22 protein-coding genes and 1 tRNA gene are annotated in these 26356 nt (G+C 44.2%); 15 read left to right on the forward strand and 8 right to left on the reverse strand.

Features of this window, described 5'->3' with window-relative positions; translation table 11 throughout:
- Positions 1-196: 196 nt before the first annotated feature.
- Both ACLI09_RS12700 and ACLI09_RS12705 read left to right on the forward strand, forming a co-directional pair.
- Positions 197-889: a queuosine precursor transporter gene (locus ACLI09_RS12700; RefSeq protein WP_411419998.1), complete on the forward strand. Its 693-nt coding sequence runs from the start codon at positions 197-199 to the stop codon at positions 887-889.
- A complete protein-coding gene (locus ACLI09_RS12705; protein WP_411420041.1) occupies positions 879-1460 on the forward strand; it encodes a DNA-3-methyladenine glycosylase I in 582 nt (193 codons plus the stop codon). The genes ACLI09_RS12700 and ACLI09_RS12705 overlap by 11 nt, the downstream gene beginning before the upstream one ends.
- 17 nt (positions 1461-1477) lie before the next feature.
- On the opposite strand, the gene ACLI09_RS12710 is transcribed toward ACLI09_RS12705, so the two are convergent.
- Both ACLI09_RS12710 and ACLI09_RS12715 read right to left on the reverse strand, forming a co-directional pair.
- Entirely contained in the window at positions 1478-2110 is a 633-nt protein-coding gene (locus tag ACLI09_RS12710) for a hypothetical protein (RefSeq protein ID WP_411419999.1), read from the reverse strand.
- A gap of 175 nt (positions 2111-2285) precedes the next feature.
- Complete coding sequence (locus tag ACLI09_RS12715) at positions 2286-3464, reverse strand: acyl-CoA dehydrogenase family protein (RefSeq protein ID WP_411420000.1); 1179 nt, start codon at positions 3462-3464, stop codon at positions 2286-2288.
- A 322-nt stretch (positions 3465-3786) separates the two neighbouring features.
- Here ACLI09_RS12715 and ACLI09_RS12720 point away from each other — a divergent pair, with 322 nt between their 5' ends.
- Entirely contained in the window at positions 3787-4416 is a 630-nt protein-coding gene (locus ACLI09_RS12720; protein ID WP_411420042.1) for a DUF6705 family protein, read from the forward strand.
- A 25-nt stretch (positions 4417-4441) separates the two neighbouring features.
- Here ACLI09_RS12720 and ACLI09_RS12725 read toward each other — a convergent pair whose 3' ends face one another.
- The 3 genes from ACLI09_RS12725 to ACLI09_RS12735 all read right to left on the reverse strand — a co-directional run bounded on the left by ACLI09_RS12725 (position 4442) and on the right by ACLI09_RS12735 (position 6413).
- Complete coding sequence (locus tag ACLI09_RS12725) at positions 4442-5149, reverse strand: tRNA1(Val) (adenine(37)-N6)-methyltransferase (RefSeq protein ID WP_411420001.1); 708 nt, start codon at positions 5147-5149, stop codon at positions 4442-4444.
- A 179-nt stretch (positions 5150-5328) separates the two neighbouring features.
- Complete coding sequence (gene rimM / locus ACLI09_RS12730) at positions 5329-5856, reverse strand: ribosome maturation factor RimM (RefSeq protein ID WP_411420002.1); 528 nt, start codon at positions 5854-5856, stop codon at positions 5329-5331.
- Positions 5857-5870: 14 nt separating this feature from the next.
- Positions 5871-6413: a 30S ribosomal protein S16 gene (locus ACLI09_RS12735; RefSeq protein ID WP_411420003.1), complete on the reverse strand. Its 543-nt coding sequence runs from the start codon at positions 6411-6413 to the stop codon at positions 5871-5873.
- Between the two features lie 229 nt (positions 6414-6642).
- Here ACLI09_RS12735 and ACLI09_RS12740 point away from each other — a divergent pair, with 229 nt between their 5' ends.
- The 11 genes from ACLI09_RS12740 (at position 6643) to ACLI09_RS12790 (ending at position 19333) form a co-directional block, all read left to right on the forward strand.
- Positions 6643-7128, forward strand: coding sequence for a DUF6252 family protein (locus ACLI09_RS12740; RefSeq protein ID WP_411420004.1), 486 nt, complete (start codon positions 6643-6645; stop codon positions 7126-7128).
- Between the two features lie 211 nt (positions 7129-7339).
- Positions 7340-7762 (forward strand): RNA recognition motif domain-containing protein, encoded by a 423-nt coding sequence (locus tag ACLI09_RS12745; protein WP_411420005.1) that lies wholly within the window; start codon positions 7340-7342, stop codon positions 7760-7762.
- Positions 7763-8043: 281 nt separating this feature from the next.
- Positions 8044-12555 carry a DNA polymerase III subunit alpha gene (gene dnaE, locus ACLI09_RS12750; protein ID WP_411420006.1) on the forward strand — a complete coding sequence of 1504 codons (4512 nt, stop codon included), beginning with the start codon at positions 8044-8046 and terminating at the stop codon, positions 12553-12555.
- A gap of 115 nt (positions 12556-12670) precedes the next feature.
- Positions 12671-12991: a thioredoxin gene (trxA, locus tag ACLI09_RS12755; protein ID WP_411420007.1), complete on the forward strand. Its 321-nt coding sequence runs from the start codon at positions 12671-12673 to the stop codon at positions 12989-12991.
- Between the two features lie 223 nt (positions 12992-13214).
- Complete coding sequence (locus tag ACLI09_RS12760) at positions 13215-14273, forward strand: NADH:flavin oxidoreductase (protein ID WP_411420008.1); 1059 nt, start codon at positions 13215-13217, stop codon at positions 14271-14273.
- Positions 14274-14520: 247 nt separating this feature from the next.
- The gene (locus ACLI09_RS12765) at positions 14521-15072 is read left to right on the forward strand and encodes an RNA polymerase sigma factor (protein WP_411420009.1); all 552 of its coding nucleotides are present in this window, start codon (positions 14521-14523) and stop codon (positions 15070-15072) included.
- Positions 15069-15749: a hypothetical protein gene (locus ACLI09_RS12770; protein ID WP_411420010.1), complete on the forward strand. Its 681-nt coding sequence runs from the start codon at positions 15069-15071 to the stop codon at positions 15747-15749. Before ACLI09_RS12765 ends, ACLI09_RS12770 begins: the two co-directional genes overlap by 4 nt.
- An 18-nt stretch (positions 15750-15767) precedes the next feature.
- Positions 15768-16898, forward strand: a complete 1131-nt coding sequence (locus tag ACLI09_RS12775; RefSeq protein WP_411420011.1) for a hypothetical protein — start codon at positions 15768-15770, stop codon at positions 16896-16898.
- A 33-nt stretch (positions 16899-16931) separates the two neighbouring features.
- Positions 16932-17858, forward strand: a complete 927-nt coding sequence (locus ACLI09_RS12780; protein WP_411420012.1) for a DUF58 domain-containing protein — start codon at positions 16932-16934, stop codon at positions 17856-17858.
- 120 nt (positions 17859-17978) lie between these two features.
- A tRNA-Asp gene (locus ACLI09_RS12785) sits at positions 17979-18055 on the forward strand.
- Between the two features lie 234 nt (positions 18056-18289).
- Positions 18290-19333, forward strand: a complete 1044-nt coding sequence (locus tag ACLI09_RS12790; protein WP_411420013.1) for an NAD(P)/FAD-dependent oxidoreductase — start codon at positions 18290-18292, stop codon at positions 19331-19333.
- Here the strand turns inward: ACLI09_RS12790 and ACLI09_RS12795 are convergent.
- Entirely contained in the window at positions 19320-19712 is a 393-nt protein-coding gene (locus ACLI09_RS12795) for a DUF983 domain-containing protein (protein WP_411420014.1), read from the reverse strand. The genes ACLI09_RS12790 and ACLI09_RS12795 overlap by 14 nt on opposite strands.
- Positions 19713-19766: 54 nt before the next feature.
- Between ACLI09_RS12795 and ACLI09_RS12800 the strand changes: the two genes are divergently transcribed.
- The gene (locus tag ACLI09_RS12800; RefSeq protein WP_411420015.1) at positions 19767-21683 is read left to right on the forward strand and encodes an ABC-F family ATP-binding cassette domain-containing protein; all 1917 of its coding nucleotides are present in this window, start codon (positions 19767-19769) and stop codon (positions 21681-21683) included.
- Between the two features lie 58 nt (positions 21684-21741).
- On the opposite strand, the gene ACLI09_RS12805 is transcribed toward ACLI09_RS12800, so the two are convergent.
- Both ACLI09_RS12805 and ACLI09_RS12810 read right to left on the reverse strand, forming a co-directional pair.
- Positions 21742-23952 carry a T9SS type A sorting domain-containing protein gene (locus ACLI09_RS12805; protein ID WP_411420016.1) on the reverse strand — a complete coding sequence of 737 codons (2211 nt, stop codon included), beginning with the start codon at positions 23950-23952 and terminating at the stop codon, positions 21742-21744.
- Between the two features lie 100 nt (positions 23953-24052).
- Positions 24053-26266, reverse strand: a complete 2214-nt coding sequence (locus ACLI09_RS12810; protein ID WP_411420017.1) for a T9SS type A sorting domain-containing protein — start codon at positions 26264-26266, stop codon at positions 24053-24055.
- Positions 26267-26356: the final 90 nt, after the last annotated feature.

Here is a 26356-nt window from a genome sequence, read left to right on the forward strand (position 1 = left end):
TTTATAATGTTGTTTTAATATCCGCGTATAACAGAATGCTGTTTGCCTCAAACGGTGTCATATGGCATTTATAATTGCCTCGTAAATAAAACGCGGCCAGCAAAATATTACTCAAAAGGCAAATGCCATCCTTCTTTAACGCTTGTTGATATAATGCCATACGGAATTTTCTGTAACTTTACGTTTTACACTTACTATGTTCGAAAACCGTAAAAGTACCCTGTACGTAATCCTAGCCGGAATTTTTATAACCAATGCCGTTGTTGCCGAACTCATTGGCGGCAAACTCATCAACATAGGGCCTATCTTTGGGTATGGCCCATACCTTATGAGCGTAGGGGTGGTACCCTGGCCGGTGGTATTTATTACAACCGACCTTATAAACGAATATTTCGGGCAAAAGGGTGTACGCCGCCTTTCCATTATAACGGCTATACTTATTGCGTACTGTTTTATATTGCTGTATTTTGCAATGTCGATACCTGCGGCTAACGGCCCGGGCTGGGTTACCGATGCGCAGTTTACGGCGGTATTTGGGCAAAGCATGTGGATTATTGTGGGCAGTATTACGGCCTTTATCGTGTCACAGATTATAGATGTTACGCTGTTTCACTTTTTTAAGAAAAAAACCGGCGATAAAATGATATGGCTGCGCAGTACCGGCTCTACGGTAATTTCGCAGTTCTTTGATTCGTTTATTGTGCTGGGCATTGCCTTTTACGCCATCGGAAAAATGACCCTGCCGGTATATATAGAAGCTGGATTTACTAACTATACCGTAAAACTTGTGATAGCTGTACTCATGACGCCGCTCATTTACCTGGGTCACTGGCTGATAGAAAAATATGTACACAACCACGACAAACAACTTGCAAATGATGAACGATAAAATTCGCTGCGACTGGTGCGGTGCCGACCCGCTGTACCAAAAATACCACGATGAAGAATGGGGCAAACCAGTATATGATGATGAAACGTTGTTTGAGTTCCTGCTGCTGGAAACCTTTCAGGCGGGGCTGAGCTGGATAACCATACTGCGCCGCCGCGAAACCTTTGCCGCTGCATTTGACAATTTTGACTATAAAAAGATTGCCCAATACACCGAGGCTGACCGTGAGCGCCTGATGGCCGACCCAGGTATTATCCGTAATAAATTAAAAGTAAATGCCGCCATAGTAAATGCGCAGCTGTTCATGAAAGTGCAGCAGGAGTTTGGCAGCTTTAGCAAGTACTTTTGGGCCTTTACCGATGGCAAGCCTGTTGACAACAAACCTACAGCGATGGGGCAGATACCCGCCACCACACCGCTAAGCGACAAAATAAGCAAAGACCTTAAAAAGCGAGGCTTTAAGTTTGTGGGCAGCACCATTATCTACGCCCACATGCAGGCCACAGGTATGGTTAATGACCATGTGATGAATTGCTGGGTGAGGACGTCCTCTCCTCAGGAGAGGGAGTAGCTTTACTGGGCTATTTACTACAACAACTTAGCTTTGGTTTTTACCTTTTCCATGTCCTCGTCATTCATATCGGTTTGCATAAAGTAAATCACATTACCTTCTTTAAAAACTATTTTTTCCATATCAGCGCGACTAATGCCATCGCATCCGGTGGGTATTACAAAGGGTTCAATGAACTGTTTCCACTTAGCGTTTTTGTAGGTGTAAACATAATAGTAAAACACGCAGCCGTTCATGGGTGCCTGCGCATAGCCCAACTCATCGAGGCCGTCACCATTAAGGTCGCCTTCGTTTACCAAAATCATTTCGCAGCAGCCTGCCGGCAGGGCTGGTATATTAGGGTCGTTAAAAGTAATGCTGTAGGCTGCCGCAGTACCATCTTCCGATGGATTGCCTTCCCGCTCCCGTACCAAGGTCGCCATAGCAGTCACGTCTTTATTGGATACAAAATGCCCGGTAACATACTCATCAGGGTTGGCTGTGGTACGTTCGGGTGCTATGGGTTCGTTATCTTCCCCCGCTTTTTCTTCGGCAACGCGGATGGCTGTTGTGTCAATTACAACCGTATCGGTAACAGTTTCAACAGTTTCTTTCGTTTCATTTTTGCAGGCAGCTAACGCCAATAGTATCAATAAAAAGCTTTTTTTCATGGCGAATGGATATCTGTAAAGCTACAAAATTTTAGTGTAGGGCAGCTTATGTAAACCTAGCTCGCAAATGTAGTTTTTACTGTAAAAATTGTCCCTCTCGCAAAGCCAAAAGACGAATTACGAAACACCCCGAAAAGCAAAAGAATTTCGGGGTGTTTTATGTTATGAATTACTTTTACTTAAAAGCCGCAAAGCCCGTTACATCCATACCCGTAATAAGCAGGTGGATGTCGTGCGTACCCTCATAAGTAACCACGCTTTCCAGGTTCATCATGTGGCGCATAATGCTGTATTCGCCGGTAATGCCCATACCGCCCAGCATCTGCCGTGCGTCGCGGGCTATGGTAAGGGCCATATCTACGTTGTTGCGCTTGGCCATGCTTATCTGGGCAGTGGTCGCTTTGCCTTCGTTGCGCAACACGCCCAACCTCCAGGTAAGCAACTGCGCCTTGGTAATTTCAGTAATCATTTCGGCAAGCTTTTTCTGTTGCAGCTGTGTGGCGCCTATGGGCTTGTCAAACTGTATGCGCTCTTTACTGTAGCGCAGGGCGGTATCATAGCAGTCCATCGCGGCGCCTATAGCACCCCATGCAATACCGTAACGGGCAGAGTCAAGGCAGCCCAGCGGTGCGCCCAGTCCGCTCTTGTTAGGCAGCAGGTTTTCTTTGGGTACTTTTACATTATCAAAAATAAGCTCTCCCGTAGCCGAAGCACGCAGCGACCATTTGTTATGGGTTTCGGGCGTGGTAAAGCCTTCCATGCCGCGCTCTACTATCAGGCCGTGTATGCGTCCGCTTTCGTCTTTTGCCCACACTACGGCAATATGTGCAAAAGGCGCATTGCTTATCCACATCTTGGCGCCGTTAAGCAGGTAGTGGTCGCCTTTATCTTTAAAGTTGGTTACCATGCCGCCGGGGTTACTGCCATAATCGGGTTCGGTGAGGCCAAAACAGCCCATAAACGCACCGCTGGCCAGCTTAGGCAGGTATTTTTTGCGCTGGGCCTCGTTGCCGTACTTCCATATCGGGTACATCACTAACGATGACTGTACCGAAGCCGTACTGCGCACACCGCTGTCGCCGCGCTCTATTTCCTGCATAATGAGGCCGTAGCTTATCTGGTCGAGGCCCGCACCACCATATTCCTCAGGGATGTAAGGCCCAAAAGCACCTATCTCTGCAAGGCCTTTTATAATTTGTGTGGGGAATTCTGCCTTCTGGGCATAGTCTTCTATTATGGGAGAAACCTCACGCTTAACCCATTCGCGGGCAGCATCGCGCACCATTTTGTGCTCGTCGGTTAGTAATTCGTCAAGGTTGTAATAATCAGGAGCCTGGAAAAGATCGGGTTTCATTTGTTTGATTTTAAACACCACAAATGTAGGCAGATTTCTAACAAATGTATAATGATTTGTTGTGATTTTTGAATTAAATAATACCGCTTACGAATTATAAGTGTTTTAAATAGTGAAAATGTAATTGAAAGATTTATTGATCATTGTGGGCAATAGTTAAATAACTTAAATAAGCGATAAAAATATTTACATCGTTCCAATATAATTACTATTATTGTAACGTATTGCAATGCAAGGGGTAAGCAGAAAACCCGTTAAAAGAGTAAGCGCCAACTTTAACCATCCATATTAAATGAAAAGCACTTTTGAAACTTTCAAGAGCATGTGCCTGTTACCTAATATTAATAAGCAAGCGGACAGTGTAATAAAAATCTATTTTTTAATATTGTTGTTTATACCTCTATCTGCAATAGCACAGGTTTACCAAACTACAAAACCACTGGAAAATATGGGCGAAATAGAACATTTAGTTTATTACAAAGACATGAATAATGTTTTAAACGGCTTTGAGGGAGCATATGAATATACAGGCCCGGGTTTCTATTTTAAAATGGAACTGAAGAAAATATTCTCTAACGTGGATTATTTTTGCGAAGATGTTTTAGTAGGCAAATACCGATATATAAAAGACGGTGTTGACATTGACTATATGAGCGATAACTTAATAGCTTTGCCAAACGACACGACCTCTAAAATATCATTAAGCTGGATACATCCGGCCCAGCAACCATTGTTTTGTCCGCAATGCCTGTCTGAAAAGTGGATTGAAGGCGGTATCTTTGACCCTGTAACCGACAAAGGTGCAGTGTTACGTATGGCTAAAAGAACCGTGGGCAGCCAGCAGGGCGTGCAGGTATGGTTACATTTGGAGGTTACCGGCATAGAGGCCGGGGAGACCGAAGTACCTATACAATTACCAATCAGTAATTTTTTTATGGCAAAAATACAGTAGGTTAAGGCGGCTTTCGGGCCGCTTTTTACATCTTCAAATAAAAATCTTTCGTCAGCGTAATATACTCATCTGTATATTTATGGCGGGCGGTTTCTATAACCAGTTCATCGGTAGCAATATTATTGGTTTCATGGCGGCTAAAGGCCATGAGGCTGCGTTTTATGTCGCTTTCAGGCGTACCTTTTACTCGGGTAATCTTAATAGGGTACAAACCTTCCTCACGCGCCAATGCTGTAAAGCGGGTTTCTTCTTTATAGGGTATAATTATGGCAAGCATGCCGTTTTCGCTCAGTAATATGCCTGCTGCTTCGGCAAGGTCTTCAAACGGTAGCGAGGTTTCAAAACGTGCGGCATCGCGCCGGGCATCGCCACTGGTATAGTCTTCGGTATAAAAAGGCGGATTGCTTACTATAAGGTCATACTCGTCTTCCCACTCCTCCATAAAATCATCCAGCCCGGCATGGTAGCAAAACAGGCGGTCAGCCCAAGGGGAAGCCTCGAAGTTCTCTACACACTGCTCGTAGGCATCGCCGTCTATTTCTATGGCGTCAATCTGTTCTGCCCCGCTGCGCTGCGCCAGCATCAGGGCTATGAGTCCGGTTCCCGCACCAATATCAAGTACAGCATAAGGATGGTGCGCTACAGGAGCCCACGCGCCCAGCAATACGCCATCGGTACCAACCTTCATAGCGGTTTTATCCTGTTGTATGGAGAATTGTTTGAACTGGAACATTTCTATTTATGATTTCAGATTGTAGATTTGCTTTGCCTGTTCGGGCTTTGCCTTCGGGTCAGATTGAGCTTCACTCATATATAAATGGGGTATGAAAAGGTCGATAACGAACTAAGAACTCAAAACAATTTAGCGTGTTTGAGTAAGTAACTCTGAACCTGAAACTTTAAACAAATAAACTATCCCAAATAAAGGTCAACCAGCCCATCGGGTGTATCCAGGAAAATGGTTTTGTTTTCGCGGTCTACCTTTACAATAAAGTGGTCTACCATGGGCACAAGTATCTCTATGTCGCCTTTTTTAATTTCAAAAAGGGCCTGTGCCGAGGTGTCGTTTACGCCTACTATGGTTCCTATTTCGCCCAGGCGCTTGTCTGAAGCGGTAAAGCCTATAATTTCGTGAAAGTAAAACTTGTCGCCCTCCAGTTTGGGCAGCATGGTAAGGGGTAGGTAAATGTCGCAGCCCATAATGCGGTCTGCAGCTTCCTCGCTGTCCATGTCTTCAAACTGTATGCGCAAAAAGTCGTTTTTGTGCAGGCGGCTTTTTTCAATAAAAAATGGAACCAGGTGTTTGTTTAATTCAACAAACACTGATTCCATATCTTCAAAATACCCGGGGTCGTCGGTATCCAGCCAGGCCAGTACCTCGCCTTTGTAGCTAAATTTTTTGGCGATTTTGCCTAAATAGAAACAATCTTCTTTACGCATGGCGCCAATATAAATTAAGCCTGGGTTTCTTCTGTGTTTTCTTCAGAAGCAGTTTCTTCTGTAGCTTCTTCAGCAACAGGGTTTGCAGCAGCAATTGCATCGGCTTCAGCCTGTTTTGCAGCAGCAATACGGTCTTCGTTAACTTTTTTCTCAGCTTCAAGTGCTTTTGCTTTAGCATCGGCTTTAGCGTCAGAAAGGTTACCTTTCTTAGCATCTACTTTACCTGCTTTTTCTTCAAGCCATTTAGCCAGTTTTTCGTCAGCCTGGTCTTGTGTAAGTGCACCTTTACGCACGCCGCCATCAAGGTGGTGTTTAAGTAAAGCACCTTTGTAAGATAGTATAGCCCTTGCAGTATCTGTAGGCTGTGCGCCGTTGTGCAGCCATTGTGCGGCACTCTCAACGTTTAGCTCTATAGTTGCAGGGTTAGTGTTAGGGTTGTAAGTTCCTAATTTTTCAAGAAATTTACCATCCCTTTTAGAACGGCTGTCAGCCGCTACAACCCAGTAAAAAGGTTTTCCTTTTTTACCGTGTCTTTGTAATCTGATTTTTACAGGCATCTTTTTAAGATTTTGTGGGGTTCCCGACCCCTGTTAATTTTAGGGTGCAAATATATTAAAAACATTAATACAAATAACTAAAATGGGCGATTTTATGATTTTCACCAACGCATTAAATTTATTTTTTTAAATTTTATTATGATTTATTTCATTTTGATTAGGATATATTCTATAAAAAACTATTTTTGTCGTTGTAAAATTTGAGTTACCCCTTCTAAGATTAAATATAATGAAAAGAATTTTGTCGCTTTTACTGGTAATAATTGTTTTTGCTTCGTGTGAAGACGATGTTAAATTTAATAATCCCGCCGTACAGGGATTTAAAGATAATGAAGTATGGAAGGCGGAAGACTTTACGGCCACTATAGGCTCAGACAATTCGCTTACCATAACAGCGCACCGCGATTTTGAGACCTTATCTTTAAGGGTTGCAGATACTGACCCTGGAACTTACCAGCTTGGCGGCAGCGCTTCAAGTATGGCACACTATGAATTTTCTGCCGATGGCATCTCTAATGAATACTCTACCATGGATGAGCTTGCGGGCGGCCAGATAAGGATAAGCCCTGACCCACGGGAAACCAATCTTACAGGCACAACGGGCCGATATATTACCGGCACCTTTACCTTTTTAGCGGTAGACAGTGACGGATATGAAGTATCATTCCAAAAAGGATGGTTTTACAAAGTACCTATTGTTACGGCAGTACCTTAACGAGATTGCCGCAGCGTATATTATACAGCCCCCGCTATAAGCGGGGGGCTTTTTTTTGTATCTTTTTGAAACTCAAATATTAAAATTATATTAAATTAAAATAAATCGGTGTTATGTAATTAAATAAAGTTACATTTGTAAAGCGCCTGCATTTATTTTTTTTCAGGCAGGAGTACAAACACCCTATACAAACATTTTTTAATCGTTTTTTATGAACATTTTCGTTGGAAGCCTTCCGTTCAGCTTGGGCGAGGCAGATTTAAGAGAGTCTTTTGAGGCTTATGGACCGGTAGAGTCTGTAAAAATTATTACAGATAAAATGACCGGCAGGAGTAAAGGTTTTGGTTTCGTAGAGATGCCAAACGAAGAAGAAGCCCAAAGAGCAATCGATGAGCTGAATGGCGCTACTGTAGGCGGCCGTACTATTGTTGTTAACCAAAGCGAAGCCAGGCCACAACAGCCTAAAAGGAGCTTTAGCAACAACCGTGGCGGAGGCTTTGGTGGTGGAGACCGTAATAGCCGTGGCGGAAGCGGTGGCTATGGTGGTGGAGACCGTAATGGCGGCGGCGGTTACAACCGTGGCGGCAACAGCGGCGGTGGCTATGGCGGTGGAGACCGTGGTAGTCGTTACTAATACTGAAAAAAATACACAAAATATATTTTTAAACCGGCTTTATGCCGGTTTTTTTTGTTTTGCCAGGTGGGTTATACGGTAATTCGGTTATTTGATTTGGATGCCTTCCAATAGCCAATCATTGTGTTATTCTGAATAACCTATTACCCGAATTACCTCTTCTTCCGAATTACCGAATTAACACATAACCGTATTACTGTATAAACAAAAAATCCTATTTTTGTTACAGGCACTTTTTTACGCAGATTTGCCGTTAACTACCTAAAAGTCCACTCGTTGCTATGTACCTGATATTTGACACGGAAACAACCGGATTACCCAAACGCTGGGATGCGCCCATAACCGATACAGACAACTGGCCCCGCTGCATACAGATAGCCTGGCAGCTGCACGATAATATGGGCCGCCTGCTTGATCACCAGGATTACATTGTACGCCCTGATGGATTTAATATTCCCTATGATGCGGAACGTATACACGGTATATCGACTGACCTTGCCACAGAGCAGGGCATTTCGCTTGCCGATGCCCTAACCCGTTTTAACGCGGCGCTCGATAAAGCTTCATTTATAGTAGGCCAGAATGTAGGCTTCGACGTAAATATTATGGGTGCCGAGTTTTACCGCCACGGCGTAGAAAGCCGCCTCAGTAAAATGAAAGTGCTTGATACCTGTACCGAAATCACGGCCGAATTATTGCGGATTCCCGGGGGGCGTGGCGGTAAATTTAAGCTACCTACGCTAACCGAACTGCACCAGTACCTTTTTAACGAGCCCTTTGCCGAAGCGCACAACGCCACAGCCGACGTTGAAGCTACTACACGCTGTTTCCTGGAGCTGGTTAAACGCGAAATTTTTACCAAAGAAGAACTGGATGTACACCCTACCTACTTTCATGAGTTCCGCACGGTAAACCCGCAGCCCATACAATTGATAGGCCTTAAGCACATCAATCTTAAAAAAGCGAGTGAAGAAGTACGCCAGCGCCTCGAGCGACTGCGTGGTGCTGATAAGATTGAAGCCGTAAGGCCTGTTGAGCAAATTGATATAACAGGCGTAGACTTTGTACACCTGCACAACCATACGCAATTTTCGGTACTGCAAAGCACCATAGCGGTACCCGACCTGATAACGGCAGCGGCCAAATATAAAATGCCAGCCGTTGCCATGACCGACCACGGTAATATGATGGGGGCATTTCAGTTTGTGAGCGCTGTTATGAACCATAACAAAGCGGCTGAAGCCAAAAACAAAGCCGCTATTGAGGCTGGTGAACAACCTGCCGAGGTTGTTATAAAACCCATTGTAGGCTGTGAGTTTTTTGTATGCGAAGACCACAAGGATAAATCGCGCAAGGATAACGGTTACCAGGTTGTGCTATTGGCTAAGAATAAAAAAGGCTACCACAACCTTGCCAAGATGGCGTCTATTGCTTACACGGCCGGTTTTTACTACGTGCCGCGTATTGATAAAAAAGTTATAGAGCAATATAAAGACGACCTTATAGTCCTTTCGGGCAACCTCTATGGCGAGATACCTAACAAGGTGCTTAACATGGGCGAAAACCAGGCCGAAGATGCGTTGTTGTGGTGGAAAAACCTTTTTGGCGCCGACCTTTACATAGAACTAATGCGCCATGGCCAGGAAGATGAGAACCGTGTAAACGATACCCTCATAAAGTTGGCCCGCAGGCACGACGTAAAGCTGGTTGCCACCAACAATACTTATTATGTAAACAAAGAAGACAGCCACGCGCACGATATTTTACTGTGCGTAAAAGACGGCGAAAAGCTGGCTACCCCTAAGGGGCGTGGCCGCGGCTTCCGTTATGGGCTGCCTAATAATGAATATTACTTTAAGCCCGGCGACGAAATGAAGGCGCTGTTTAAAGACCTGCCCGAAGCCATTGCAAACATCCGGGAAATTACCGATAAGGTAGAGACCTATTCGTTGTACCGCGACGTACTACTGCCAAAATTCAATATTCCGGAAGAATTCCTTATGCCCGAAGACGAGGCCGACGGCGGCAAGCGCGGTGAGAATGCCTACCTGCGGCACCTTACTTACGAAGGCGCTTTAAAACGCTACAAGGTTATTACCGATGATATTCGGGAGCGCTTAGATTTTGAACTAAAGACCATTGAAAATTCAGGCTATCCTGGGTATTTTCTTATTGTGCAGGATTTTATTGCCGAAGCACGCCGTATGGGCGTCTCCGTGGGGCCGGGGCGTGGGTCTGCGGCGGGTAGCGCGGTGGCCTATTGCCTTTGGATAACCAACATTGACCCTATTGCCTACGACCTGCTCTTTGAGCGTTTCCTAAACCCGGACAGGGTATCAATGCCCGATATAGATATCGACTTTGATGATGAAGGCCGGAGCAGCGTTATGGACTATGTTATCAATAAATATGGTGCCAGCCAGGTAGCGCAAATCATTACCTATGGTACCATGGCGGCAAAATCGTCCATCCGCGATACAGCGCGCGTGCTCGACCTGCCGCTCTTTGAGGCGGATAAGGTAGCCAAGCTCATCCCGAACATGAAGCTGGCGAAGATATTTACCATGGACCAAAATGCGCTTAAAGGTGCATTGCGGTCTGAAGAATACGACCGTGTGCTGGAACTCATCGCTATGGCCGATGGTGGCGACCTTACCGGCGAAACCATACAGCAGGCCAAAGTGCTTGAGGGTTCGCTGCGCAATACGGGCATACACGCCTGTGGGGTAATTATTACCCCCGATGATATTACAAATTTTGTTCCCGTAGCCACTGCTAAAGACTCTGACCTGTATGTTACCCAGTTTGATAACTCGGTGGTAGAGAGCGCGGGGCTGCTTAAGATGGACTTCCTGGGGTTAAAGACCCTTACCCTTATTAAAGATACCGTTAAGCTTGTAAAGTACAAGCACAACATAGACCTCGACCCTGAGGAATTCCCTATAGACGATGTAAAGACATACGAACTATTTCAGCGTGGGGAAACTGTAGGGGTGTTCCAGTATGAGTCGCCCGGCATGCAAAAATACATGAAGGACCTTAAGCCTACCGTGTTTGCCGACCTTATTGCCATGAACGCCCTATACCGCCCCGGCCCGTTAGAATATATCCCGAGTTTCGTACGCCGTAAAAACGGAGAGGAAGAAATAAAGTACGACCTCGACGCCTGCGAAGAATACCTTAAGGAAACCTACGGCATTACCGTATACCAGGAGCAGGTGATGCTACTGTCGCAAAAGCTGGCCGGCTTTACCAAGGGTGAGGCCGACGTACTGCGTAAAGCGATGGGTAAAAAGCAGAAGGACGTACTGGATAAAATGAAGCCCAAATTTGTAGCCCAGGCTGCCGAAAAGGGCCACGACCCGGTGGTGCTTGAAAAAATCTGGAAAGACTGGGAGGCCTTTGCGAGTTACGCCTTTAACAAGAGCCACTCTACCTGCTATGCCTGGGTTGCCTACCAAACGGCCTACCTTAAGGCACACTACCCTGCCGAGTATATGGCTGCGGTGCTGAGTAACAACATGAACGACATTAAACAGGTTACCTTCTTTATGGAAGAATGTAAGCGTATGGGCTTGCAGGTGCTTGGTCCTGATGTTAACGAGTCGTATTATAAATTTACGGTTAACGACAGCGGTGCGGTACGCTTTGGCATGGGTGCCGTAAAAGGCGTAGGTGCCGGTGCGGTAGAAACCATTGTAGAGAACCGTAAAAACGGATTCTATAAATCGATATTTGATTTGGCCAAGCGCATCGATTTGCGTTCGGCTAATAAAAAAGCTTTTGAAAACCTTGCACTTTCGGGAGGTTTTGACTGTTTTAAAGAAACCCACCGCGCGCAGTATTTTTACCTTGACGAGGGCGATAACATCAGCTTCCTTGAAAAAGCAATACGCTATGGGGCAAAGTCGCAGGAAAACGAAAATTCAAGCCAGGTAAGCCTTTTTGGCGAAGCCAGCGAAGTACAGATACCTGAGCCTGTAGTACCGCCATGTGAAGAATGGAGTACGATGGAAAAACTTGCCAAAGAAAAAGAAGTAGTAGGCATTTATATATCCGGCCATCCACTTGACGATTATAAATTTGAGATGAAGTATTTCTGCAGCCACAGGCTCGAAGCACTGAAAAACCTTGAGCCCCATGTAAATAAAAACCTGAGTTTTGGTGGCATCATATCTAACGTGCAGCACCGCGTAGCCAAGAACGGCAAGGGCTGGGCGGCGTTTATGCTGGAAGGCTATGATGAGAGTTATGAGTTCAGGATATACGGCGAGGAGTACCTTAAGTTCCGCCACTTCCTTATAGGTAACAATTTTACCTTTATAAAGGTAATGGTACGCGAGGGATGGACGAATGCCGAAGGCAAAAAAGGCGAGCCGAGACTACAATTTACTGCTATACAATACCTTCAGGATGTACTGCCTACGTTTGCCAAGAAACTCATTATACAATTTAATGTAATTGATTTGCAGGAGCAGCTGATAACTAATCTGTTTAAATTAATTACCGGTAACAAAGGCGACCACCAGGTAACCTTTGAGGTAATGGAGCTGGAAAAGGTGAAGAAAGCACCGGAACCCGCTGCGAAAGTAACACTAAGGGAAACCGAGGTTACCGATGAGATGGACGAAGAGCAGTTTGATGAAGAACTTGAAACCGCTCCGGCTGTAGAAACGGAAAGTGTACAGATAGTTACAAAACTCACCATGCCGAGCCGCAAGCTGAAGGTACAGATAAGTAACGAACTATTACAGGAACTTGACAGGTTACAGGTTAACTTCAAGCTTAATTAACAGGATAAGTTTTGTTTATGCGATTATAGGTAAAAGCGATATGTTTAACTTAACATTTAGATTATAATTTGTAATTTTGTGTAACGAATTACTATTAATAAAATAAGAAGAAATAATGGCACAAGCAATAACAGATGCTACTTTTGAAGAGCTAGTATTGAAATCAGATAAACCCGTATTGGTAGACTTTTGGGCAGCATGGTGTGGCCCTTGCCGTATGGTAGGCCCAATCATTGAAGAAATAGGCCACGAATATGAAGGCAAAGCCGTAGTAGGAAAAGTTGATGTAGACGCAAACCAGGAGTTTGCTGCTAAATATGGCATCCGTAACATCCCTACCGTTTTGGTATTCCAGAATGGTGAGGTAGTAGGCCGCCAGGTAGGCGTTGCCCCTAAACAAACATATACTGCTGCTATCGACGCTTTATTGTCATAATCAGCTGATTAGCTTAATTATAAAGGAAGCCCTGACGAGAGTTGGGGCTTTTTTTGGCCTCATCCCCCGTCCCCTCTACGAAGGAGAGGGGAGCCACCGGACGGGTACAGTTCGCCATAATAACGCGGCAGTCACAGTCAGGAAATACCCGCGTGTAGCTGCTCCTCTCCTTCGGAGAGGACAAATAAAAATAATAGTAACCCAAAATAATAACGTTTATAAAATGAATTTTGATTCCCTTTTTACGCCGTTTCAATACAAAAGCCTTACACTGCGTAACCGCTTTGTAATGGCCCCGATGACGCGTGCATTTGCCGTTGATGGTATCCCTAACGAACAGATAACCGAATATTATTCACGCCGCGCTGCGGGCCAGGTAGGCCTTATACTTACTGAAGGTACCGTTATAAACCGCCCGGCTTCTAAAAACCTTAAGGATATCCCTGATTTTCATGGCGATGCAGCCCTTACAGGCTGGGGCAATGTAGTTAAGGCAGTACATGCTAATGGTGGCGCCATAGCCCCGCAGATTTGGCATGTGGGCAATACACCTTACGGCTGGCAGCCGCCCGGCCCGTTTGAAAGCCCGGCAACCATGACCACCGAAGATATAGAAAATACTATAAAAGCATTTGCAGATGCGGCCCAAAGTGCTAAAGAGTTAGGCTTCGACGCGCTGGAAATCCACGGGGCGCACGGCTACCTTATCGACCAGTTTTTTTGGGAAGGTACCAATACCCGCACCGATGAATTTGGCGGAAGCACTATAAAAGAGCGCAGCCGTTTTGCGGTTGAAGTGGTAAAAGCCATGCGCGCAGCCGTGGGGCCTGATTTTGTAATCATACTACGCATATCGCAATGGAAACAGCAGGACTACACTGTAAAGCTTGCCCATACCCCTGAAGAGTTAGAAAACTGGCTACAGCCGCTTGCCGAAGCCGGTGTAGATATCTTCCACGGGTCGCAGCGCAGGTACTGGGAACCGGAGTTTGAGGGCAGCGACCTTAACTTTGCAGGGTGGATTAAAAAAGTTACCGGGCAGCCTACTATCACGGTAGGTTCAGTGGGGCTATCGGGTGATTTTTTAGGTGCCTTTGGGGGGCAGGGGTCTGAGACGGCGAACATAGACGAACTGCTACGCCGTTACGAACGTGGCGATTTTGACCTTGTAGCTGTAGGCCGTTCTATTTTGCACGACCCGGAATGGGTACAAAAGGTAGCTGCCGGGCAGATTGACCAATTAAAACCATTTGATGCTGCGAGTTTGGGTACGTTGTATTAATCGGGAAGTAAACCCCTCCGGGGTTTACATATTTATAGCGAATTCAGATCCAATTCTAAGAGCCCCGGAGGGGCGGCATGTATATATGCCGCCCCTCCGGGGCTCTCTCACTTCATAATATAATTTCCTATAGATATGCCGCTCCTGCCGGAGCTAAATATTTTTTATAATTTTCAAAAAAAATTACAACCTCAGGCAACTTCATCATTTAAAATTCCGTCTTAAGGGTGTAAACCAATCATGAGCTTTGAAAATTATTAAGTTACATACCTCAGACGAGTCCCTTATAAAAAGGATACTGCGCCATGATACCCGGGCAGAACGGGAGCTGTATGAACGCCACGCGCCAAAAATGCTGGGCGTGTGCAGGCTGTATATAAAGGACCTGCACTATGCCGAAGACGTAATGATACAGGCCTTTACCCGGGCGTTTGATAATCTGGGCAAATTTAGGCACGAGGGTAGTTTTGAGGGATGGCTGCGCCGCATTATGGTGCGTGAGGCGATTGATTTTTTAAGGGGGCGCACGGTATTCCGGTTTGAGGAGATAGAAACCGCTGAGGTGCCACTGGTGGAAACAGATGACAACCACCTGGATGCCGACCTGCTGCAACTGCTCATAGACCAGCTGCCGGACGGCTACCGCACCGTAATGGTTATGCACGCCATAGAGGGCTATAGCCACAAGGAGATTGCCGAAACACTGGGCATTACAGAGAGTACATCTAAATCGCAGCTATTTAAGGCGCGCAGGCAACTACAGGAACAGCTACAACACGTAAAAAGGCTACAAAAATGAAAAAGGATATAGAACAACAATTACAGGAAACCCTGGGCAACCGCAGCATAACGCCATCGGCCGATGCCTGGGAGCGCCTTGCCCTGAACAGGCAGCGTACTCAAAAAGAAAATACCAATAAAAAGAGGGCATTCTATTATTACGCGGCAGCGGTAGCGGTTTTCTTTATGGCGGGAGGCTACGCGTTTTTTAGTATGAATAATAAGGCTGCTGCGCCAATAACTAACCCGCAGGTAGTGAATACCGAAAAACCCGCTGAAAATATACCGACTAAAGCTGTAGCAGTACCACAGGAAGAAAGCGCTGCGGTAATTGAAAACCCCGTGTTTCCGCAGAAGCAAAACGCAGTAGTGGTTAAAGCATTTGTTCCGAAAGAAAAAACACAGCAGCAGAACCTGATAATTGAAAATAAAGGTGTTGCCAATACTGACGATACACAGTTAGCAACGGTTGTGGTAACTCCGCCCGCAGCGGTTTCTAAAGATGCCGAGGCAGAATATCTTTTGGCGAATGCCACTAAAAATATCGCGCTAAGCAAAGAAAAGGCAAAAGCCACCAACGATACCGCGCTTTTAAAGGAAGTAGAAACCGAAATGGACGACTATTACCGCGATAAGGCCATGAAAGTTTTTGCCCTGAAACACAAAACCATACGGTTTGCCGTAAACAAACAATAATCTCAGTCACATAACATTATGAAACGCACAATTTTATTTTTCGCCTTAGTGGCGACAGGATTTTCTATGCCTAAACTTTACGCCCAAACAGAGCAGGATACTGTAAAGCCGGGGCAAAGCAAATCCGAAAACGAGCTTAGGAGGTATTACGACAATCTTAAAAAAGTAACGAAAGAAGGGCTAGATCAGGAGTTACTGGATATTAAAGAAGCCGAAAAGGAGGAGCTTAAAAAACGGATAAATGAAATAGACGGGCAATTTGAAAAGGGCGAAATAACCGCCGAAAAGGCAAAGGCACTTAAGGAAGAAGCCGCAAAGCGCGCCGCCCAAAACATAGATAATAAAACGGCCATTATACAAAACCAAATGGCCCTAGTGGAGCGTGATATTTATTATAGTTACGAACATTACAACGGGGCTTACCTAAATCTTGGCCTGGGTCAGGAAACCGACGAAAAAGGTAGCTTTTTGCTTGGGTTAGAGTATAATGCCAAAGGCCTTTATCCACGTAAAGACAGGCGCACGTCGTTTGATATTGTGGCGGCATTTGGTGTGGGTGGTGCTACCGGCGGTGGCACTAAGCTTGGCGATACCTACAAAGTCTGGAAAAGCGCTTATTCTGAAATTGGATTTACGCTGCGCAGCCGATTGCTTAAGGAGTCTAATTTCTGGAGGCTTGCCTATGGTATATCGTTCCAGCAAAACCAGCTTAGTATATCAGACAATAAGCAGGTAGTAAACAACAGCGGCTATACGGCTCTTGAACCGTTTCCGTACAGGATAAAAAGAAACGACTTTAGTGTAGAAAACCTTGTAGTCCCGGTAATGATAGAGTTTGGGCCATCAAAAAAGAAAGACTACCGTACGTATTTCCGTTATGATACGTCTAAGAGTTTTAAAGTGGGCTTAGGAGGCTTTATTGGGGTTAATACAGGCGCTATACAGCGTATGAAGTACGAAATAAACGATAAGGAGTATAAAATTAAGCTGCGACAGGACTATAACACCGAGAAGTTTATTTACGGTCTTAAGGGCTATGTGGGCTTTGGCAGCCTAAGCCTTTTTGCAAATTACGAGCTCAACAGCATTTTTAGCAACTCGGCGCATAAAGACCATGCACTGTATTTTGGGGTGCGGGTAGACCTGTAATGAAAAACATTTTTTTTCGTTACATTTGGTACTATGAAGTTAGAATCACATTTAGAAAAAATATCGGTCTTTTCCCGGCTGGAACTTTTGGCCAACCAAATTGTGGAAGGCTTTATATCCGGGATGCACAAGAGCCCGTTTCACGGCTTCTCATCTGAGTTTGCCGAGCATAAGGTGTACAATGCAGGCGAGAGCACTAAAAACATAGACTGGAAGCTCTACGCGCGTACTGACAGGCTGTACAGCAAGCGCTATGAGGAGGAGACCAACCTGCGCTGCCACCTGATTATAGACAACTCATCGAGCATGCACTACCCGAAGCTTAATAGCGGGCAGCAGTTCTATGAAAGCAAGATAGGGTTTTCGGTATTGGCATCGGCAGTGCTTATGGATTTGCTAAAGCGCCAGCGCGATGCTGTGGGGCTTAGCGTGTACAGCAATAATTACGAGTATTACGCGCCGGAGAAAGGCAGCGGCAGGCACCACCGCATGCTTCTGAACCGCCTGGAGCAACTGCTTGTGGAACCGCCCTCCCCTAAAGATACCGATACCACCACGTTTTTGCACCAGATAGCCCAAAAGATGCACCGCCGCAGCATGATTATATTATTTACCGATATGTTTCAGCCCGGTAATGAGGATGCACTGTTTAACGCGTTACAACATTTAAAGCACGATAAGCATAAGGTAGTGCTGTTTCATGTAACGGACAGGTTGACCGAGTTTAATTTTGATTTTGATAATGCCCCCCGCAAATTCATCGATCTGGAAAGTGGAGAGGAGGTAAACCTTTTTGCCGAAAATGTAAAAGAGGAATATGAAAAACGCGTTGCTGCCTATTTTAAAAAAGTAGAAGAAACCTGCATTCAGTACCATATTAGGTATGTTCCGGTTTCGGTGCATGAAAGTTTTGAAAAAATATTAACCACCTACCTTGTTGAGAAACAAAAGTTTGGATAGTCGTCTAAAAAATATTTTTACGATTGTTATAAAAATGCTTGCAAGAATCAAAAACTGCCGTATATTTGCACCCGTAATAATGAAACAATCAGCTACGCGCTGCTAATCATTAAGAACGCTGGTTTGGTAGTTCAGTTGGTTAGAATACGTGCCTGTCACGCACGGGGTCGCGGGTTCGAGTCCCGTCCAGACCGCCAGTATTGCAAAGAAAGCCCTGCTTTAAGCGGGGCTTTTTGCGCCGAAATAAGTAGCCTTTCTATAAGGCTTTAAAGATAGTTGTGTTGTTTATGCCGCGCGAGCGGTAGGTTTAGTAGTTAGACCAATGAAAAGCTTTCCTTAATTGGAGGGCTTTTTTGATTTAACGATATTTTTTGGATTAGTAGTAATCCACTGGTCTTTTAAGGAGCTGCATATAATCCTATCTTTGCACCATGACAGACTATCTTATTATAGGCGGCAACCTTGCGGGCATTGCATTTGCCGAAACGGCGCTACAAAACAATAAGTCTTTTATTGTAGTTTCTGACGAATCTCAAAACTCAAGCCTTGTGGCCGCAGGGATATACAACCCTGTTATCCTTAAACGGTTCAGCCTGCCGCAGGACGCCCACGAACATTTGGCTTATATGAAACCGTTTTACAAAAATATCGCCGGGAGGTTAGGTGTGCATTTTGATATTGAAATACCCATTTACAGGCGTTTTGCTTCGGTTGAAGAACAAAATTTGTGGTTTGAGGCCGCTGATAAGCCTAAACTGACCCCTTTTCTTGATACAAACATTAAACATGAAAAATTTACTGGTATAGATGCCGCATTCGGTTATGGCAGGGTAAAAGAAACCGGCTATATAGATACTAATATCCTTATTACCTCATATCGGGCATATCTTAAGCAAAGTAATTTGTTAAGGCACGAAACCTTTCAGTATAACCTTCTGGAAGTGTTTAACGACCATATAACTTATAAAGATATCACCGCAAAACACATCATATTTGCCGAGGGCTTTGGCATCCACCAAAACCCTTATTTTAAAAAGCTGCCACTAGATGGTACTAAGGGCGAATTGCTGATAATCCACGCGCCTGATTTGCAACTTCCCGTTGGCGTGAATGCCGGTGTGTTTATACTGCCCATAGGAAATGACTTGTACAAAGTAGGCGCTACATACGAATGGGACGATAAAACCGCTACGCCAACAGCCGCCGGCAAAGCGGAGCTTACTGAAAAGCTGGATGAAATAATTACCTGCCCGTATGAAGTAGTGAACCACTTAGCAGGTATCCGCCCTACGGTAAAAGACCGAAAGGCATTGGTTGGCACGCATCCGCAATACAAAAATATGCATTTGCTTAATGGCCTGGGTACACGCGGGGTGATGCTGGGGCCGTATATGGCTAAGGAACTATTTGAATCGATAGCAACCGGTGTACCGGTAAAACGTGAAATCAACCTGAACCGGTTTAAGGTTTTTTGAGTTCGCGCCAGTCTTTCCTGTAACTCACAAAAAAATTAATCCAAATGTTACGCGCCCACCGCATTTGCAGCGGCATTAAAACAATAAGTGTTATCACTATAGTTATAAAGGCAGTTTTAAGGCTGGTTTCCAGCAAAACAAACGACACTATAAAGGCCGCGATGCCCAGGCCTACCCCCAGCCCGTAACTAACATACATAGCGCCGTAAAAAAATGACGGTTCTATTTTATAATGCAGGCCGCAGTGCCTGCAATTTTCGTGCATTTTGTATATATTGCCAAGGTTGAACGGATTTTTGTCTTTATACATACTTTCCTGATGGCAACGGGGGCAGGTTCCTGTTAAAATACTATATAGTCTCGTTCCTTTTTTTAACATTTGCACAAAATTTGTAATACCGCAAATTTACGATTTTAATATAAGACATTTATAATGCTTAACATTCATAATTTATCGGTTTCCTTTGGAGGGACGTACCTGTTTGAAGAAGTAACCTTCCGTTTAGGAGCCGGCGACCGCGTAGGCCTTGTAGGCAAGAACGGAGCTGGAAAATCTACGATGCTTAAAATCCTCTCCGGGGATATAGCTCCAGACAGTGGTGTTATCGCTACCGAGAAGGAAGTACGCATGGGCTTCCTGCGCCAGGATATCGACTTTATACCGGGCCGTACCGTGCTCGACGAAGCCTACCAGGCATTTGTAGAGATAAAAAAAGCCGAGGTTAAGATAGACGAGATTAACCACCAGCTTGCTACCCGTACCGATTATGAAAGCGAAGCCTATTCTAAACTTATTGAAGACTTAAGCGACTATAGCCATCGCTATGAAATACTGGGCGGCTACAACTACCAGGGCGATACTGAACGAATACTCCTGGGCCTTGGCTTTAAACGGGAAGATTTTGACCAGCTTACAGATACCTTTTCCGGAGGGTGGCGTATGCGTATAGAGCTTGCAAAGCTGCTGCTCCAGGCTAATGATGTGCTGCTGCTGGATGAGCCTACAAACCACCTTGATATTGAGAGTATCATTTGGCTGGAGTCGTTCCTTAAAAACTACCCCGGTGTAGTGGTTATTGTATCGCACGATAAAATGTTCCTTGATAATGTTACCAACCGTACTATAGAAATTTCCCTTGGCAAAGCCTACGATTTTAATAAACCGTACAGCGAGTATTTAATACTGCGTGAGGAAATCCGTGAAAAGCAACTGGCTACCCAAAAGAACCAGCAAAAAAGCATAGAGGCGACTGAGAAGCTGATTGAAAAATTCCGTGCCAAGGCCAGCAAGGCTTCCATGGCGCAGTCGCTCATAAAGAAGCTGGACAAAGTAGAGCGTATAGAGGTAGACGAAGATGATAACAGCGTAATGAACATCTCGTTCCCCGTGTCGCAAACCCCGGGCCGCGTGGTGGTAGAGGCTGAGCATGTAACCAAAAGATATGGTGACAAACTGATACTGGAAGACCTGAACCTGCTCGTAGAACGCGGTAGCAAAATTGCCTTTGTGGGACAGAACGGCCAGGGTAAGTCGACATTTATAAAAGCAATTGTGGAGGAAATTCCGTATACCGGTACTATAAAACTGGGCCACAACGTACAGCTGGGCTATTTTGCGCAGAACCAGGCCGAACACCTTGACGGCGAAATTACGCTGCTGCAAACCATGGAAGATGCCGCTACAGATACTAACCGCAGTAAAGTGCGCGATATGCTGGGCTCGTTCCTGTTCCGTGGGGATGATGTAGAGAAGAAGGTAAAGGTATTGAGTGGTGGCGAACGGAACAGGCTTGCGCTTTGTAAACTGCTGTTACAGCCCATAAATGTGCTTGTAATGGACGAACCTACCAATCACCTTGATATAAAATCGAAAAACGTACTTAAGGCCGCCCTGCAAAAATATGAGGGCACACTGCTGCTGGTAAGCCACGACAGGGATTTCCTGCAGGGGATGAGTAACATAGTGTATGAATTTAAAGACCATAAAATACGCGAGTACCTGGGCGATATTAACTATTACCTGGAGCAGCGCAACATGCAAAACATGCGTGAAGTAGAAAAACGCGATGTAGTAAAAGCGCCGGTTAAGGCCGAAAAGCCAAAACCCCAGCTTAGCTTTGAAGAGCAAAAAAAAGGCAAGGCGCTGCAAAACAGGCTCAGTAAAATAGAGAGCCAGATAGCACAGCTGGAACGGGAAATACAAAAAGACGACCGCGCCCTTGCAGAGCATCCGGAGAAGCTAAACGGCGATGCCGCGTTCTTTTCGGCCTATGAAAAAAGGAAGAAAGACCTGGAGGCACAAATGGCCGAATGGGAGCAGGTGCAGGAAGAAATAGACGCTGCAAATTAGTATATAAAGCAAATCCCCCAGCTGAGCGGCTGGGGGATTTTTTTGTGTATTCGTTGATTTACTCCTTTACCAGCTTCTCAACCTTCATTCCGTTTTCGGTAGTTATTTTTATAAAGTAAATACCATTGGCACGTGAGGCAATATCAAGCGAAGCGGCTACATTATTTACGCTTGAAGCCTCTAACAGCCTGCCCTGCACATCAAAAAGCTGAACACTTTGTATTGCGCTTTCGGAAGAAATGCTGACTATGTTCTTAGCCGGGTTAGGGTATATTTTAACCGAAGCATCTTTTGTAAAACCTGGAGCATTTAGTAGTGCATAGGTAGTTGTAGCCTCGTTAGTTTCAATCGGCCAGTTATAATCAAAGAAGATGTCTGCCTTTTGCGTTACGTTGCTGTTTACAGCAAGGGTTTCAAGCGACTTTATCTTAAAGGTTACATTACCCTTGCCGCCGTTTGCCGCCAGGTTAATATCGCCGAAATAGAACTCAACTTTATTGCCCGTTACGCGGGCTTCCACGGCATGGCTGGTGTTAAGCACCACGAGCGAGCTTACATCAAACTTAGTTTCGTCTATAATATCCTTAACCACCACAAAACTTGCAGGGGCAGTACCGGTATTTTCAAAATTGATGTTGTAGTGCAGGTAATCGCCTATTTTGTCAGCGAGTACCGTAGCGCCTTCAAGGCAGGTAATATCGTTAGGGTCATAAGAGCCTACTACTGTTTGCTTAAGCGCAAAAGTATTGTCATCAGGGGTTTCGTCGCCGGAAACAGGTGTAACAGTAGTTGTAAAGTTCAACACGTCATCATTATTTACCGCCGGGGTTTCCATAGGGCTGTTTACGTTTAGTGTAACAACTATTTCGCGGCTCTCAAAGGGCAGCAGGTTGCTGTAGTTCCAGCTAAGGTTACCGGAAGCAATATTTGGTGTAACAGTAGAAGAAACATAGTCTAGCACCGCATCGTTATAAGTAAAGGTTACATCGCCGCTAAGGGTCTGGTTGCCTTTATTTCTATAGAGTATTTTATAAGTGGCATCAAAACCGGGACGGGCAGAAACTATAGGTGCTATGGCAACCTCTACGTCATTATGCACACCGTTTGGTGTCAGGCAGAAGTTTTGGGTTGCTGTACTACCATCGTTGTTGGTAAAAGTTACCGTTGCAGCATCAGTCGAAAATAAACTACTGTTTTCCAGGTGGGGGGTTAAAGTGTAGGTTCCGGCCGCATTATAATAGCTATAATTTCCGGTACTGCTATTATAAATTTTTGTAGTGCTTGTGCCATTATTAATATTAATTGCTACCGGCCTTACAATACCTCCACTACTGCAACCGTTGTTATTAGCATCTAAAGTAACAGTACCACTTATGGTGTTATAGCTGCCGGGAGGAGTAAAAGAGCAGTAGTTACTTACATACATATATGGAGCCGTTAGGGCAGGATTTGATAAGGCCAAAAAATCACTTAAGGGTATACCTCGGATTTCCAAATCTTCCCCTTCATCTATGCAGACATAAGTGTTGGAATAAGCATATTCACTGTTTATATCATAATTATCGGCTACTAAAGCATTATTGTTTGGATTGCTATTCCTAAGATTTATGTAACAATCCCCATCAGGCTCTCCTTGAAAGTATTCCCTCGATATTTCTGTAGAGTTGAGATTAGGGCACCCGCCAAGATTAACATAGTTTATATGAGTTGCCACTATCAAATGAAATGTTGTAAGGCTAAGGTTGACCCCCATATCTATCGAGTCTACAGCGGCACCCTGGCTATCAAATGTAACCAGGTTAGGACAGCCGGAAAAATCCAACGACGGCACTGAGCTATTCCAAAAATCGAAATAGGTTAAATTAGGAAGGTTTCCTAAAGTGATACTTGCAAAATACATAGTATAAAAAGTTGAATCACTATGAAAGGCTTGAAGTTGCGAAAATGGAGATAAATCTAATGGAATTGGAGTCATTAAGGTGTCTATATAAAATGACAACTCAGTAAGGTTGACAAACGCTTCTAAACCAGTAAGATCATGAATTTGGTATTCATCGTTGTAACCAAATGCAATAACGATTGTAAGGACCTGAACTGCCTCCGCCTCGCTTAACTGGATTTCACCATCACCATTGGTGTCTATAACACTATAATTAGAATAATTATAATGTGCTAAATAATACTTAAAATCAGCATCCGGTATATTCACAATCTGGGCATTAATTGCACCTGTAATAAGCAATAATAAAAGGAGGGTAATTTTTTTCATAAATTCATTCAATTGGTTTAGAGGCAAAAGTAATGTTTTTAATTTAAAGCCATAAAAAAATCCTGATTGAAAATCAGGATTTTAAACTCTTATTGTTGATTTACTCCTTTACCAGTTTCTCAACATTAACGCCCTTATCAGTAGCTATTTTTATAAAATAAATACCCTTGGCGCGGGATGCTATATCAAGCGTAGTTGATATGTCATTAATACTTGTAGCCTCAAGTAACCTGCCTTGTACGTCAAACATCTGTATACTTTGTATAGCGCTTTCGGAAGAAATGCTGACTATGTTTTTAGCCGGGTTAGGGTATATTTTTACCGAAGCATCTTTAGTAAAGCCGGGAGCATTTAGTAGTGCATAGGTAGTTGTAGCCTCGTTAGTTTCAATCGGCCAGTTATAATCAAAGAAGATGTCTGCCTTTTGCGTTACGCTGCTGTTTACCGTAAGGGTTTCAAGCGATTTTATTTTAAAGGTTACATTACCCTTGCCGCCGTTTGCCGCCAGGTTAATATCGCCGAAATAGAACTCCGCTTTGTTACCCGTTACACGGGCTTCTACAGCATGGCTGGCATTAAGCACTACAAGCGAACCTACATCAAATTTAGTTTCGTCGATTATATCTTTAACCACCACAAAGCTTGCAGGGGCAGTACCGGTATTTTCAAAATTGATGTTGTAGTGCAGGTAATCGCCTATTTTGTCAGCGAGTACCGTAGCGCCTTCAAGGCAGGTAATATCGTTAGGATCAAAAGAGCCTACTACTGTTTGCTTAAGCGAAAAAGTATTATCATCAGGGGTCTCATCGCCGGAAACAGGTGTAACAGTAGTTGTAAAGTTCAACACGTCATCATTATTTACCGCCGGGGTTTCCATAGGGCTGTTTACGTTTAGTGTAACAACTATTTCGCGGCTCTCAAAGGGCAGCAGGTTGCTGTAGTTCCAGCTAAGGTTACCGGAAGCAATATTTGGTGTAACAGTAGAAGAAACATAGTCTAGCACCGCATCGTTATAAGTAAAGGTTACATCGCCGCTAAGGGTTTGGTTGCCTTTGTTTTTATAAATTATTTTATAAGTGGCATCAAAGCCGGGACGGGCAGAAACTATAGGTGCTATGGCAACCTCTACGTCATTATGCACACCGTTTGGTGTCAGGCAGAAGTTTTGGGTTGCTGTACTACCATCGTTGTTGGTAAAAGTTACCGTTGCAGCATCAGTCGAAAATAAACTACTGTTTTCCAGGTGGGGGGTTAAAGTGTAGGTTCCGGCCGCATTATAATAGCTGTAATTTCCGGTACTGCTATTATAAATTTTTGTAGTGCTTGTGCCATTACTAATATTAATTGCTACCGGCCTTACAATACCTCCACTACTGCAACCGTTGTTGTTAGCATCTAAAGTAACAGTACCAATTATGGTGTTATAGCTGCCGGGAGGAGTAAAAGAGCAGTAGTTACTTACATACATATATGGAGCCGTTAGGGCAGGATTTGATAAGGCCAAAAAATCACTTAAGGGTATACCTCTGATTTCCAAATCTTCCCCTTCATCTGTGCATATATAAATATTAGAATAAACTAATTCACTAACTCCATCATAATTATCATACACTAAAGCATTGTTATTCGGATTGCCATTCCTAAGATTTATGTAACAATCCCCACCGGTTTCTTGTTGATAGTATTCCCTCGATATTTTTGTCAAATTGAGATTAGGGCACCCGCCAAGATCAACAGATTGAATGCCAGTCACTACTCCTAAATGAAATGTTGTAAGGTTAAGGTTAATCCCCATATCTATCGAGTCTATAGCGGCACCCTGGCTATCAAATGTAACAAGATTAGGACAGCCGGAAAAATCCAACGACGGCACTGAGCTATTCCAAAACTCAAAATGGGTTAAATTAGGAAGGTTTCCTAAGGTAATACTCTCGTAACTTAAAAAATAAATTGGATCACTATAAAACGTTTGAAGTTGTGGAAATATCGACAAATCTAAAGAACCTGATGGGTAAAAAGCGCTACCTTTTATGAACAGTAATGTTATGTTGGTGAACGCTTCTAAGCCTGTCAAATCATTAATATGAGTACCGCCAGGACTGGTATAGCTAACGTCGATATGAAGTGCGTTAACTGCCTCTGCCTCGCTTACCTGGATTTCACCATCACCATTGGTATCAATAACAATACTAGTCCCATTATTTGTAAAATAATGCAGTAAATAATACTTAAAAACAGCATCCGGAATGTTCACAATCTGGGCATTTAAAGCGCCTGTAACAAGCAATAATAAGAGTAGGGTAATTTTTTTCATAAATTCATTCAATTGGTTTAGAGGCAAAAGTAATGTTTTTAATTTAAAGCCATAAAAAATCCTGATTGAAAATCAGGATTTTAAATTTAC

It is taken from the genome of Flavobacterium sp. RHBU_24, assembly GCF_046613695.1.
Taxonomy (GTDB): domain Bacteria; phylum Bacteroidota; class Bacteroidia; order Flavobacteriales; family Flavobacteriaceae; genus Flavobacterium.